Source organism: Acinetobacter sp. PW68 (assembly GCF_020982655.1).
Taxonomy (GTDB): Bacteria; Pseudomonadota; Gammaproteobacteria; order Pseudomonadales; family Moraxellaceae; genus Acinetobacter; species Acinetobacter towneri_A.
In genome coordinates, this window is sequence record NZ_JAHZSX010000001.1 from 2,008,076 (window position 1) to 2,021,587 (window position 13,512).

The following is a 13,512-nucleotide window of genomic DNA, read 5'->3' on the forward strand; positions in this document are numbered from 1 at the left end:
TGCATTAAAATTTGAATAATAAGGAGTAAACACATGAGCTTAGACTATACCCACAAACCAAATTACTTTATGTTTGCGCAATTATTTATTCGTCATTTGCAAAATTATTTTGAAAAGCATCCTGATGCACAAAATGCAATTTTTGACCTGCGTGATATTTACGAATTATTTCGCCAAGACAAAGCATCTGCCACCATTAATTTAGACGGCATTATGAATATTGCAGATGAATACCGCCTTGAAACCTTACAGGGCGATCAAAAATTAATTAGTCGTTATGCGATTGATCCACAAAACAATTCTTTGTTGGTAGATTTTAACCGTGAGGCTTTAGACAGCTTAAAACAAGGCAAAGCAATTTTGGCACCCGATGCAACCCTGCAAGAATAAAGCCGTATAGAATCTGCATTAAAGTGTGTTTTAAACAGCTAACACTTTCATAAAGCAAAAAAAAGCGAGCATCTGCTCGCTTTTGAGTATCGGGAGCCATAAGCCCCTTATCTCAAATAATTCAGCTTTTACGTGACAATAAAAACTCTGAAATCTGCTGTAACTCTAAGACGTTGTCGTTTTTAAAATATGTTAATGCAGCAAAGGCTTGATCGTGCAATTCTTGTGCATAAGCTTGTGCTTTTTCCAAGCCCATGAGTGCAGGATAGGTCGATTTTTCAACTTCTTGATCTTTCCCTGCAGTTTTACCCAATACTTCAGTATCCGAAATAATATCTAAAATATCGTCTTGCACCTGAAAGGCTAAACCAATCGCCTGCGCATATTCACGTAATTGCGGAATCGCTTTATCACGTCCATCAAACACTGTCACAGCGGCCATCATCACGGCTGCAGAAATTAACGCACCTGTTTTATTACGGTGGATATTTTCCAAAGTCGCCTGATCCACCTGTTTACCTTCAGACTGCAAGTCTAAAACCTGTCCACACACCATTTTTGAAGAAGCAGTGGCTAAAATTTGCATCTGTTTGAGCACAATGCCTTGATCTACCGCAGCAGACTGATCAAACAATCGGCTGCCTAAGATTTCAAATGCCATCGACTGTAAAATATCACCTGCCAACAGTGCTGTATCTTCACCATACGCCGCATGGCACGTCGGTTGCCCACGACGCAATAAATCATTATCCATACATGGCAGATCATCATGAGCCAATGAGTAGCAATGAATGAGTTCAATCGCAACCGCAGCACGGCGTACCGCAGCAGAGTTTTGATTCGGTCTTAATGCTGCAGTGGCATAACACAAGGCAGGACGAACACGTTTTCCACCCAACATGACTGCATGATGCACAGCAGATTTTAACGGTTCTGGCAATGCAAAAGCCTCTAAAGCGGTAAGCAAGTCTGGCTGAATACGTTGTTGGGCTGCGGTTAATGCATGCGCCTGTAAATCGTGAAGAGATGACACATTCGCCTCGAGTTGTTGGTTCATGTCTAATAAGCAGTAAGCTACCTGTGTAGCTGCATTGTACCTATAATTCAAAGTTTTTTAAGCCTTAACTGAACTGATATAACATTCCAGCCATAAAAAAGCCCCTATTGAAATAGAGGCTATATATCGCTAGCTATTATTTGTTCAAAGCAAAACTTATTCTAATGTTTCCGCAGGTACACGCACCCAACCTTCCATTAATACACGCGCACTACGGCTCATCACGGCTTTTTTCACTTGCCATTGTCCATTTTCCTGTACGGCTTGCGCACCCACACGAAGCGTACCTGATGGATGTCCAAAACGTACAGCTTCACGTTCGCCCCCGCCTGCAGCCAAGTTAACCAAAGTTCCTGGAATAGCTGCAGCTGTACCAATTGCGACAGCTGCAGTGCCCATCATGGCATGGTGTAATTTACCCATCGACAATGCACGGACTAACAAATCAGTGTCTTCAGCCTGAATCTGTTTGCCACTTGAAGATACATAACTTTTTGGCGCAGAAACAAAGGCAATTTTTGGCGTATGTTGACGTTTTTCAGCTTCAGCAATTTCCTGAATCAGCCCCATTTGTTTAGCCCCATAAGCGCGAATGGTTTCAAAACGTGCCAAAGCTTGTGCATCACCATTGATTGCATCTTGCAGTTCTGTGCCTGTATAACCAATTTCTTCTGCATTGAGGAAAATTGTTGGGATACCCGCATTAATAAAAGTCGCTTGAAATGTTCCAATATCTGGCACATGCAAAGTATCCACGACATTTCCAGTGGGGAACATTGCCCCACCTTCTTCTCCATCATCGGCAGGGTCTAAAAATTCAATTTGTACTTCTGCGGCAGGAAAAGTCACGCCATCCAACTCAAAATCACCCGTTTCTTGCACCTGACCATTTATCATTGGCACATGCGCGATTATGGTTTTTTCAATATTTTTTTGCCAAATGCGTACGGTACAAATGCCGTTTTCTGGAATTTTACTGGCATCAACCAAGCCGTTGCTGATTGCAAACGCCCCGACTGCAGCTGTTAAGTTACCGCAGTTACCACTCCAATCTACAAATGGCTGATCAATCGAAACTTGTCCAAATAAATAATCGACATCGTGATCGAGTTGAATACTTTTGGCTAAAATCACGGTTTTACTAGTACTCGAGCTCGCACCACCCATTCCATCAATTTGCTTGGCGTAGGGATCTGGACTGCCAATCACACGCAATAAAATTTGATCTCGAACTTTCCCTGGCTGCTGCGCTGCTGCAGGTAAATCATCAACTTTAAAAAATACGCCTTTACTGGTACCGCCACGCATATATGTTGCTGGAATTTTAACTTGTGGTGCAAAACGCATGAATTTTATTCCCTTGTTTTTGATTGTTATGGCCATTTAAAAAGACCCTTTTGCATCATAACGGTTTTTATTCAAAAGGTATCGCGGCCTTGACTTAAGTATAAAAAAACAACATTTGGTGAATTTCAACCTAACCAGTCATCTTGATTTATATAGTAAAAATAAAATTAATATATTGATTCACTTATTTTTTATACGAATAGAAACGATAAAGTATTTTAATATTTATCATAAATTTATTTCATTATTGTCTAGCTACTAGGCTAATGAAATTTGATCTATTACAATCTTGTCACTTTTTCCTTGTCGGGCTGAATACTTTGAACAACGAGTCTTCACAACTTCAGCGTGGCTTAAAGAACCGCCATATTCAATTGATTGCCATGGGTGGCGCAATTGGTACAGGCTTATTCTTAGGTTCCGCGCAGGTCATCCAATCTGCTGGCCCCTCTATTATTTTGGGTTATGCCATTGGTGGTCTTATTGCATTTTTAATTATGCGCCAATTGGGGGAAATGATTGTTCATGAGCCCGTTGCAGGATCATTCAGTCACTTTGCCTATAAATATGCAGGTAAATTCCCCGGCTTTTTAGCAGGTTGGAATTACTGGATTTTGTATATTTTGGTGGCAATGGCAGAACTCACCGCAGTTGCCAAATATATTAACTATTGGTGGCCGCATATTCCTGCTTGGACTTCGGCACTGTTCTTTTTCATTGTAATTACCATTATTAACTTGGGCAATGTAAAGTTCTACGGTGAATCAGAGTTCTGGCTAGCAATCATTAAAGTCGCAGCTGTGGTTTCGATGATTGTCTTTGGTTTGTATCTCTTACTTTCTGCAGATGCCAATTCAACCGCATCATTCAGCAACCTTTGGACGCATGGTGGCTTCTTCCCGAATGGCTTTGAAGGTCTGTTCTTTATGTTGGCATTCCTCATGTTTGCCTTTGGCGGCATTGAGTTAATTGGTATGGCAGCCGCAGAAGCGCAAGATCCTGAAAAAACCATTCCTAAAGCCATTAACCAAGTGGTGTTCCGTATTCTGGTTTTCTATATCGGTTCACTCACCATTCTATTATCTTTAGTGCCTTGGAATCAGTTAGATTTAGGCGGGTTAGATAAAAGTCCATTCGTGATGATCTTTAGTCAAATGGGCATTGAATGGGCAGCACACTTACTGAATTTCGTGATTTTGACTGCGGCACTTTCTGTATATAACAGTGGGATGTATGCCAACAGCCGTATGCTGTTTGGTTTAGCCAAACAAGGCAACGCACCAAAGATTTTCCTGAAAGTGAATAAACAAGGTGTGCCAATTCCAGCAGTATTATTCTCTGCAGTATTAATTTTCGGCTGTGTATTATTGAACTACTTTGTTCCTGAAGAAGCTTTAAGCCACCTCATGTATATTGTCGTGGGTGCATTGGTTTTAAACTGGGCGATGATCAGTTTGACTCACCTCAAATTTACTAGCACACTGAAAAAATTAGCGATTCCAACCAAGTTCCCTGCGCTATGGTCACCATTGAGCAACTATTTGGTTTTAGCGTTTATTGCAGTGGTACTTTATATTATGTGGACTCAAGGCTTTAAAGAATCAGTCATTATGATTCCTGTGTGGGTGGTCTTGATGTACATTTTATTTAAAGTGCTTAATGCGAAAAAACCTTAATTTGTACAGCATATATTTCTAAAAACTAAAAAGTTATTGCTTCGGCAGTAACTTTTTTGCTTTTAAGTGCAACATCCTCTTTCGCCCCCTAAATAAAGCATTGCATGTAAAATAATTTAAATTCCAACCTATTCTTTTCAGTTGATATTTCAACTTTTCTGTCGCAAAAGCTACATCATTTACATTCCAAATGATAAAAAGACTCTACATGAGAAGAATTCTTAGTTATCATTTGAGCACAAAATTTGTCGTGTGAATGAACTATGAATGCGTACGCTGCTCAACCTGCCAAAGTCTTGACGATTCAACAGCTCAGTAAAAAGTTTGGCTCGCGTTTTGCAGTGCAACAAGCAACATGGTCGGCAATGAGTGGACAAATTGTATGTTTATTAGGTCATTCAGGCTGTGGCAAAACCACGATGCTGCGTCTGATTGCAGGTTTGGAAACACCTAGCAGCGGCACAATTCAACTAGAACAGAATACCTTGTGGAGTGAACATGCGCAGATTCCTGCAGAAGCTCGCCATATTGGTTTAGTCTTTCAAGATTACGCACTTTTTCCGCATTTAAGTGTGTTAGACAATGTTATCTTTGGCTTAAAGAAATTTCCCAAAGCGCAGCGGGAAACTATTGCCAAACAGGCTTTAGCCCATGTTTCCATGCTGCACCACAAAGACAGCTATCCATATACACTTTCAGGCGGTGAACAACAACGCGTTGCCCTAGCGCGCGCCTTAGCACCAGAACCACAAGTCTTGTTAATGGATGAACCTTTTTCAAATTTGGATCATCGTCTGCGTGATCAAATTCGTCAAAACACCATTCAACTGCTCAAACAAACTGAAACGACTACGGTTATCGTGACACATGACCCAGAAGAAGCACTGCAAATTGCCGATCAAATTATTTTGATGCACCAAGGGCAAATTATTCAAATTGGTTCACCGAAACAACTTTATTTACAGCCGAAAACGTTGTTTGCTGCACGTTATTTTTCTTCGTTGAATGAAATTCCAACGCGCATCAAGCAGCAAGAAATTCACACTGTATTTGGCAAGATTGATTTACCAGAACATGTAAACGCTCAAGACTCAATCGTTTGCTGCTTCCGTCCGCATCAATTGCGCCTCAGCCAAACACCAAGTGAAAATGCATTACCAGCAAGCATTGTGTCATCCAGTTTTATGGGTCATGCACAACAACTGCATCTAAAACTACGCGATCATGATCTCACGCTTTTAGCACAAGTGAACCACCTTCAAGATATTCAACCTACTGACCAGGTCTATGTTTCTGTCGATTTAAACAGCTGTTATTACTTGGCTTCTGATGAGCAATCAGCCACCACACCACCTTCCACTCAGGCCGCGATTCAGGTTTAGATTTCAATTTAAATTTTTTAATTAGGAATATTGTATGAAACCATTGTCGAAACTATCATTAATTGTTACAGGTTTACTTGCATTTGGTGCAAGTGTCGCACAAGCAGCGGAAGTCAATTTATACACCACACGTGAACCTGTGCTCATTCAAACTTTATTGACTGAATTTACCCAAAAAACTGGGGTAAAAGTAAATACGGTTTTTATTAAAGATGGTTTATTAGAACGTGTGAAAGCAGAAGGCCGTCGCTCGCCTGCCGACGTGATGTTGACTGTAGATTTTGGGAACTTGGTTGATTTGGTTGAAAGTGGTCTAACTCAGCGCGTGAGTTCTAAAACCTTAAATAGTGCAATTCCTGCCAATTTACGTGCTGCCAATGGTCATTGGTATGCCTTGTCGATGCGTGCACGTGCCGTCTATGCCTCTAAAGACCGTACACCGCTTAATGCGATTACTTATGAAGATTTAGCCAATCCAAAATGGAAAAATAAAATCTGTATTCGCTCAGGCAACCATCCATATAACACCGGTTTGATTGCGGCTTATATTGCCCATCATGGTGAAAAACAAGCCGAAACTTGGTTGCGTGGTGTGAAAGCCAATTTAGCTCGCCCAGCCAGCGGTGGTGACCGTGATGTGGCACGTGATATTTTAGGTAAAATTTGTGATATTGGCGTTGCCAACACCTATTATGTCGGCACGATGCGTACAGGTGATGCAGAACAAAAGCGCTGGGGCAATGCGATTAATGTTGTGTTACCACGTTTTAAAAATGGTGGAACGCATGTAAACGTATCGGGTGCAGTGGTTTCTAAACATGCACCAAACCGTAAAGAAGCTGTACAACTGCTCGAGTTTTTAGCTTCAGATCATGCGCAAGCCATCTACGCACAAAACGGCTTTGAATACCCTGTCAAACCTGGGGTGAAAATTGACCCGATTATCGCTAGTTTTGGCAAACTGAATATTGATTCAATTCGTTTAAGCGATATTGCACGTCACCGTAAAGCTGCAAACTTATTGGTCGATAAAGTCCAATTTAACCGCTAAAATTTTCTGCTTTTGTCTTACAGTGCAGCGCTTTGCACTGTAAGATGCTCAGCTGATCCCTCCCCCTTATTTAGTACCTCTATTGCAATGCTTAAAAATAAATTTAATTTTTTATTTTCGCTCAGTGGGTTATTGACGCTACTCGCCTGTTTACCTGTGCTCGCTTTAATTTGGACAGCATTACAAGGTGATAGCGAAATTTGGGGGCATCTGCTGCGTTATGTAATTCCACACACGTTGGCAGAAACAGGGTTTTTATTGTTGGGTGTGGGTATTCTCACCATCCTGATTGGTACAGGCAGCGCATGGATTGTAACAGCGTATCAATTCCGAGGTCGTGCATTTTTAGATTGGGCCTTACTGCTGCCTTTAGCTGTACCAACTTATATTATTGCGTATAGTTATATCGACATTTTGCATCCTATTGGTCCTGTGCAAAGCATTCTGCGTGATTGGTTTAATTTAGAATTACAACAGTTTTGGTTTCCCAATATTCGTAGCGTTTGGGGCGGCATTTTCTTGCTTAGCTTTGTGCTGTATCCGTATGTGTATTTAAGTACCCGTGCAATGTTTCTGATGCAATCGGCCAGTTTAATTGAGGTCGCACGTACATTAGGATTAAAACCCGATCAAGTGTTTTTACGTGTTGCAATTCCACTGGCACGTCCTGCGATTGCTGTGGGTACCAGTCTGGTTTTAATGGAAACCATTAATGATATCGGTGCAACAGAATTTTTAGGCATTAAAACCTTAACTTTGTCGATTTATTCAACCTGGACCAATCAGTCCGATTTAGCCAGTGCCGCACAAATTGCCATTTTCATGTTGATGATTATTACCTTATTGGTGTTAGTAGAGCGTTTAGGTCGGCGTAAACAGCGCTATATGAACTCGGCTCAACGCAGCCGTTTAATGCCTGCACAATCGGTCAAAGGGCTTAAAGCGCTTGTGTTACTAGGTTTGTGCTTAATTCCTGTTTGTATTGGCTTTTTAATTCCAACCAGTCATTTATTGGTCGAATCCTATAAACGTATTCAATATGCAGGGTTCTCAGATTATCTGATCCAAGCATCCATCAACACACTATCACTTGCTAGTATTGCCACCATCGTCACCATTTTGATTGGTTTCTTTATTGTCAGTGCAGCACGTTTTAGCAAACACACTTGGTTTAGCCGCATTTCGAGCTTAGGCTATGCCATTCCAGGAACGGTTTTGGCAATTGGTCTCATGCTGGCTTTGGGTAAAATTGATCATACTATTGCCGACTTTTTAGAATTTAAATTAGGGATACACACAGGTTTATTATTCCTCGGCACCAGTTTTACCCTTATTTATGCTTATGCTGTGCGTTTTTTAGCTATTTCGGTGGGCGGCATTGAGTCAGGCCATAACCGTATTCATGGTGTTTTTGATGATGCTGCACGTAATTTAGGACAAAACAGCTTTGCGATTTTATGGCGTGTGCACTTGCCATTATTGCGTCCTGCCATTATTTCTGCAGCTTTATTAATTTTTGTAGACTGCATGAAAGAGCTGCCAGCAACTTTATTGCTCCGTCCTTTAAATATGGAAACACTCGCTACCCAGCTATATGCAGAAGCGTCTAGGGGCACTTATGAAGATGGCGCAGTAGCAGCTTTACTAATTGTATTGGTCGGTCTGATTCCTGTTATTTTATTGGCAAAGCTTGGAAAAACCCCACGTTGATCTGTCCCATTGTTGCTAAATATGTAGAGCAACAATGGGTTTTAGAGTAAAAATAGTATTTTTTTTAATCAATCAAAAACACTCTAGCAATAGCGAATTTTTTAATTTTATTTCTTATTTATCAAATACTAATAGAAAAAAAACACCTCTTTATTAGAACAAATACTCTATTTGGTTTAATTTTTATACTGAATAGTTTTTTCTAGAGCATTTACTCTTATTTTAAATGTGATATTTTTGTCACATGGAGTAACAAATGGTCTCGGTGAATACAAGCCGAAATCATCCTAGATGAAAGCTTAAAGCATCAACAAAAACTGTCATAAAAGACTTTATAGCCCAAGGGAAATGTATAATGAAATTAAAAGCACTAAGCACAGCAATGATTTTAGCAACTGTACCAATGACGGGTGCATTTGCAGCAGCTTTAGATCGCTCAGGTCAATCTATCGCAGCGTTTTTACAACCAGGTAATTACTTTGAGGCTGGTATTTCTGTATTAGATCCATCTGTATCTGGTAAAGCTAATGCAGGCTATACTCCTAACCCTGCTATTCCTGCAGCATTAGCTGGTCTTGAGAATACCTCTCTATCAGACATGGGCGAAGATTATTACTTCCCAAGTGCAGCATTAAAGTTTCAAGTAGCTGATAATTTATCAGTGGGTCTTTTATATGATCAACCTTTTGGTGCTGATGCGGCCTATTCAGTTGGTGATGCTGGAGCAAACCCAGCATTAGCAGGTTTGGGTCTTCCAGCTGCATTATTTGCTGGACAAGGCTTATTCCATAACGGCCAAGAAGCAACTGAAGTAGAAGTTACAACCGAAAATTTAACATTCCTAGTAGGCTTCCAACCAACTGAAAACTGGAATCTATATGGTGGTGCGGTATATCAGACCATTAAAGGGAATGTTCAACTACGTGGTACCGCATACGGTTCTACTATTGCATTAGGCCAATATAATGCAGATATGAAAGAAGATTCTGCAGTAGGCTGGATTGCAGGTTTAGCTTACCAAATTCCTGAAATTGCATTAAAAGCATCATTAACTTATCGTTCTGAAATTGATCACGAAGCAGCAACCAACGAATATGGTACAAGCTTAATTTTAACTGGTTTAGTTCCTGGGCCAGGTGCAGTATATAACGAAAATACTTCTACCAAGATTACAACTCCACAATCTGTAAACCTTGATTTCCAAACTGGTGTAATGGCTGATACAGTAGCTTTTGCTAATGTGCGTTGGGTAAACTGGGAAGATTTCTCAATTCGTCCTGAACAGTTTGGCACAGTTTCAGAAGCTTTAGGTGCTGCCAACTTAACCCCAGATAATCCAAATGGCTTTGATTTAGTTGGTTATACAGATGATCAATGGTCAGCTACTGTAGGTGTAGGCCGTAAATTTAATGAAAAATGGGCAGGTAATGTCTCTGTAGGTTGGGATTCAGGTGCAGGCAACCCTGTTTCAACTTTAGGTCCAACTGAAGGTTACTGGAATGTTGGCCTAGGTCTGCAATTCTCACCTGCTGCAAACTACTTTATCGCTGGTGGTGTGAAGTACTTCTGGTTAGGTGATGTTAAAGCTCAACCTGCATCAATGTTTGGTACAGGAAACTCTGTAGCACAATTTGAAGATAACCATGCTTTAGGTTACGGCTTAAAAATGGGCTATCGCTTCTAAGCTCTGATTAAATAAAAACCACTTTCGAGTGGTTTTTATTTTTTAACTCTAATTTTATACACTTGCATATCATTTGCTTGTTTTACAAGCAATTAATCCTGCTCCAAATATTAATTTTTTAAAATTTATCTTTTATTTTTATTTTCTTATTTATCATTTAGTTAATATAAAAATATAGTATAAATACTCTAAGCAACCCTTTTATTTAACCGCCTTAGTTCATTTCTTCAACAGAGCTGAGTATTTACTCTTTTTAAAATTATGTTACTTTCCCAGCACATTTTTGTTACAGATGGCATCAGGGAACGACCATGAAGCTCAATAGAATTTATTCGGCTATTTTACTTAGCACTCTCCCACTTACACCTGCGCTAGCTGCTGGTTTAGACCGTTCTGGTCAATCTATTGCTGCATTTTTACAACCGGGTAATTATGCAGAAGCAGGTATTTCTATTTTAGATCCAAATGTATCTGGTCAAGACAAAGATAAACACCAAGCAGATGACATGGCAGGTGATTATTACTTTCCACACGCTGCATTAAAAGTTCAAGCAACTAACAAAGTGTCGATTGGTTTAATTTACGATCAACCTTTTGGCGCCGATGCTGAATATTTTGGGAACAATAATTTTGTTGAAAGTAGACCTGTACCATTTCAAGGCAGTACTTCTGTTGTGGTTGATACCCAAAATTTAAACCTGTTAGTGGGTTATCAACCTAATGAAAATTGGAATCTATATGCTGGTGCTGTATATCAGACAGTAGATGGTACTGTTATTTTACGTGGTACTGCATATTCAGCCTTTAATGGTTATGATTTTAAAACAGGTGAAGATGAGTCTGTGGGTTGGTTAGCGGGTGTTGCGTATCAAATCCCTGAAATCGCACTTAAAGCTTCTGTTACTTACCGATCTGAAATTGAGCATGAAATGACTGCTTATGAAAACTTTGGTGCAATAGGATTTACCCAAATCCCTACACTAGATGCAACTATGACGCAAATTAGTTCTACTACAGGTAAAACACAACTAACAACACCACAATCTGTCAATCTAGATTTCCAAACGGGAATTATGGCGAACACCGTTGCATTTGTAAACCTTCGCTGGGTGGACTGGTCAAATTTTAAAGTACAACCATACAAATTTGGCAAGCTTACTCAAATATTAGGCCAAGCTGGTTATGTACCCACCAAACCTAATGGATTTAACCTTATTGACTATAAAGATGACCAAATTTCTGCAACTGTTGGTGTAGGACGTAAGTTCAATGATCGTTGGGGTGGTAATGTATCTGTAGGCTGGGATTCTGGTGCCGGCAACCCTGTTACGACCTTAGGTCCAACTGAAGGCTACTGGAGTGTGGGTACAGGTGTTCGCTACTCACCTACCGAAAATTATTTCATTGGTGCAGGATTTAAATACTTCTGGTTAGGTGATGCTGATGCCGTCACAGGTGCACATACGGAAGCAGGCAAGTTTGAAAATAATTACGCTGTTGCATATGGATTAAATATTGGCTACCGCTTCTAAATCAATGCACTGTTAATATCGCATAAAAACAAAGGGCATCAAATGATGCCCTTTATTGTATTCAGCTTCAGATTAAGCAGGAATATCACGTAACGAAGCACCACGAATTGCTTCTTTTAATGCTGCATAACCATGAATTGCAGGGAATTGCGGAAATTCGGCAATCACATTATCAGGTGCATCAAATAAGAAACCTTTGTCCGCTTCACCTAGCATCGTTGTATCGTTATACGAATCACCTGCAGCAATTACACGGAAATTTAAACCGTGTAAGGCTTTAACTGCCTGGCGCTTTTGGTCGGGTTGACGCAATTTGTATGCTGTAATCATGCCATTTTCATCTGTTTCTAATTTGTGACAGAAAATGGTTGGCCAGCCCAATTGCTTCATCAACGGATGTGCAAACTCATAGAACGTGTCTGAAAGAATAATCAATTGGAAGTGTGTGCTCACCCACTCTACAAACTCTTTCGCGCCCGGGAATGGCCCCATGTCTGCAATCACTGCTTGAATATCATTTAAGCCCAAGCCATGCTGTTTTAGAATATTTAAACGCTGAGTCATCAACACATCGTAGTCTGGAATATCACGTGTAGTTGCTTCTAGTTCTTTAATTCCAGTTTTTTTAGCAAAGTTGATCCAAATTTCTGGAACTAACACACCTTCAAGATCAAGACATACGATTTCCATGAGTTCTCCCAAAATACCAATAAAAATTTTCACTATCATAGCCGAAGATTCGGTTTTTGCCTTGTTCTTTTTTAAATCTATTTAGTTCATAAGCATTTATTTTTTAGTGATAATAGAGTTTTGACAATTCTATTAAAATAAGCGCCTAATTCAGTAAGTTTAGCTTCTCCAAGCCGAATGCTAGGAACATATTATGACCACCATTCCAACTATAGATATCGTTGATGCACTCGCAACCGAATATGCTGACAAATCGCCTAGCGAAATTTTAAAACTTGCTTTGAACCAGCAGGGTGAAGTTGCAATTTCTTTTTCTGGTGCAGAGGATGTGGTACTGATTGATATGGCGTCTAATTTAGGTTTGCCATTTCGTGTATTTAGTTTAGATACAGGACGTTTGCATCCTGAAACCTATCAATTTTTAGAAACTGTACGCAAATATTATAATATTGAGATCGAAATTTGCTTTCCTGAAACCGAAGCAGTCCAACAATTAGTACAAGAAAAAGGTTTGTTTAGCTTTTTTGAAGATGGACATCAGGAATGTTGCGGAATTCGCAAAGTTCAACCTTTGCGCAAAAAACTGGCAACTTTAGATGGCTGGATTACAGGACAACGTAAAGACCAAAGCCCGGGTACACGCCAAGATATTCCCGTGGTACAAGCCGATGCAGGTTTTGCTGGTCCAAATAAACAACTAATTAAATACAATCCACTGGCAAACTGGTCAAGCAGTGACGTGTGGAACTACATTCGCATGATGGAAATCCCATACAATCGTTTGCATGAAAAAGGTTTTATTTCAATTGGCTGTGAACCTTGCACCCGCCCTGTGCTCCCAAACCAACATGAACGCGAAGGTCGTTGGTGGTGGGAAGAAGCAACGCACAAAGAATGTGGTCTGCATGCAGGAAATCTCAAATAATCTCCACCCTATTACCCTATTAAGGTCAATAAAAATCACCCACCTACTGTGATTTTTATTGACGGATG

11 protein-coding genes are annotated in these 13,512 nt (G+C 40.1%); 8 read left to right on the plus strand and 3 right to left on the minus strand.

All coding sequences use genetic code 11. From position 1 onward, the window contains the following. The first annotated feature begins 33 nt into the window (after window positions 1-33). Window positions 34-390, plus strand: coding sequence for a hypothetical protein (locus K1T76_RS09580; RefSeq protein ID WP_070155072.1), 357 nt, complete (start codon window positions 34-36; stop codon window positions 388-390). A gap of 121 nt (window positions 391-511) precedes the next feature. On the opposite strand, the gene K1T76_RS09585 is transcribed toward K1T76_RS09580, so the two are convergent. Both K1T76_RS09585 and prpF read right to left on the minus strand, forming a co-directional pair. Beyond that, on the minus strand, window positions 512-1,447 hold the full coding sequence (locus tag K1T76_RS09585; RefSeq protein ID WP_268259898.1) for a farnesyl diphosphate synthase: 936 nt from the start codon (window positions 1,445-1,447) through the stop codon (window positions 512-514). 156 nt (window positions 1,448-1,603) lie between these two features. Beyond that, on the minus strand, window positions 1,604-2,794 hold the full coding sequence (prpF, locus tag K1T76_RS09590) for a 2-methylaconitate cis-trans isomerase PrpF (RefSeq protein WP_230245214.1): 1,191 nt from the start codon (window positions 2,792-2,794) through the stop codon (window positions 1,604-1,606). A 320-nt stretch (window positions 2,795-3,114) separates the two neighbouring features. Between prpF and K1T76_RS09595 the strand changes: the two genes are divergently transcribed. The 6 genes from K1T76_RS09595 to K1T76_RS09620 all read left to right on the plus strand — a co-directional run bounded on the left by K1T76_RS09595 (window position 3,115) and on the right by K1T76_RS09620 (window position 11,829). Beyond that, window positions 3,115-4,470 carry an amino acid permease gene (locus K1T76_RS09595; protein WP_230245648.1) on the plus strand — a complete coding sequence of 452 codons (1,356 nt, stop codon included), beginning with the start codon at window positions 3,115-3,117 and terminating at the stop codon, window positions 4,468-4,470. Window positions 4,471-4,733: 263 nt separating this feature from the next. Continuing rightward, window positions 4,734-5,852: an ABC transporter ATP-binding protein gene (locus K1T76_RS09600; protein WP_230245215.1), complete on the plus strand. Its 1,119-nt coding sequence runs from the start codon at window positions 4,734-4,736 to the stop codon at window positions 5,850-5,852. 34 nt (window positions 5,853-5,886) lie between these two features. Continuing rightward, a complete protein-coding gene (locus tag K1T76_RS09605; protein ID WP_230245216.1) occupies window positions 5,887-6,903 on the plus strand; it encodes an extracellular solute-binding protein in 1,017 nt (338 codons plus the stop codon). 87 nt (window positions 6,904-6,990) lie between these two features. Continuing rightward, window positions 6,991-8,613, plus strand: a complete 1,623-nt coding sequence (locus tag K1T76_RS09610; RefSeq protein WP_230245217.1) for an ABC transporter permease — start codon at window positions 6,991-6,993, stop codon at window positions 8,611-8,613. Between the two features lie 355 nt (window positions 8,614-8,968). After that, window positions 8,969-10,297 (plus strand): OmpP1/FadL family transporter, encoded by a 1,329-nt coding sequence (locus K1T76_RS09615; protein ID WP_178896259.1) that lies wholly within the window; start codon window positions 8,969-8,971, stop codon window positions 10,295-10,297. A gap of 311 nt (window positions 10,298-10,608) precedes the next feature. Further along, a complete protein-coding gene (locus K1T76_RS09620) occupies window positions 10,609-11,829 on the plus strand; it encodes an OmpP1/FadL family transporter (protein ID WP_230245218.1) in 1,221 nt (406 codons plus the stop codon). Window positions 11,830-11,901: 72 nt separating this feature from the next. Here the strand turns inward: K1T76_RS09620 and thrH are convergent, their stop codons facing one another. Further along, entirely contained in the window at window positions 11,902-12,519 is a 618-nt protein-coding gene (gene thrH / locus K1T76_RS09625) for a bifunctional phosphoserine phosphatase/homoserine phosphotransferase ThrH (protein ID WP_230245219.1), read from the minus strand. Window positions 12,520-12,712: 193 nt separating this feature from the next. On the opposite strand from thrH, the gene K1T76_RS09630 reads away from it, so the two are divergent. Continuing rightward, entirely contained in the window at window positions 12,713-13,444 is a 732-nt protein-coding gene (locus tag K1T76_RS09630) for a phosphoadenylyl-sulfate reductase (protein ID WP_070155088.1), read from the plus strand. The last annotated feature ends 68 nt before the right edge of the window (window positions 13,445-13,512 follow it).

What these genes read in the sequence shown, in the direction of transcription:
- K1T76_RS09580 (WP_070155072.1), top strand. Translation starts at nt 34, where the DNA reads ATGAGCTTAGACTATACCCACAAACCAAATTACTTTATGTTTGCGCAA.
- K1T76_RS09585 (WP_268259898.1), bottom strand. Translation starts at nt 1,447, where the DNA reads ATGAACCAACAACTCGAGGCGAATGTGTCATCTCTTCACGATTTACAG.
- prpF (WP_230245214.1), bottom strand. Translation starts at nt 2,794, where the DNA reads ATGCGTTTTGCACCACAAGTTAAAATTCCAGCAACATATATGCGTGGC.
- K1T76_RS09600 (WP_230245215.1), top strand. Translation starts at nt 4,734, where the DNA reads ATGAATGCGTACGCTGCTCAACCTGCCAAAGTCTTGACGATTCAACAG.
- K1T76_RS09605 (WP_230245216.1), top strand. Translation starts at nt 5,887, where the DNA reads ATGAAACCATTGTCGAAACTATCATTAATTGTTACAGGTTTACTTGCA.
- K1T76_RS09610 (WP_230245217.1), top strand. Translation starts at nt 6,991, where the DNA reads ATGCTTAAAAATAAATTTAATTTTTTATTTTCGCTCAGTGGGTTATTG.
- K1T76_RS09615 (WP_178896259.1), top strand. Translation starts at nt 8,969, where the DNA reads ATGAAATTAAAAGCACTAAGCACAGCAATGATTTTAGCAACTGTACCA.
- K1T76_RS09620 (WP_230245218.1), top strand. Translation starts at nt 10,609, where the DNA reads ATGAAGCTCAATAGAATTTATTCGGCTATTTTACTTAGCACTCTCCCA.
- thrH (WP_230245219.1), bottom strand. Translation starts at nt 12,519, where the DNA reads ATGGAAATCGTATGTCTTGATCTTGAAGGTGTGTTAGTTCCAGAAATT.
- K1T76_RS09630 (WP_070155088.1), top strand. Translation starts at nt 12,713, where the DNA reads ATGACCACCATTCCAACTATAGATATCGTTGATGCACTCGCAACCGAA.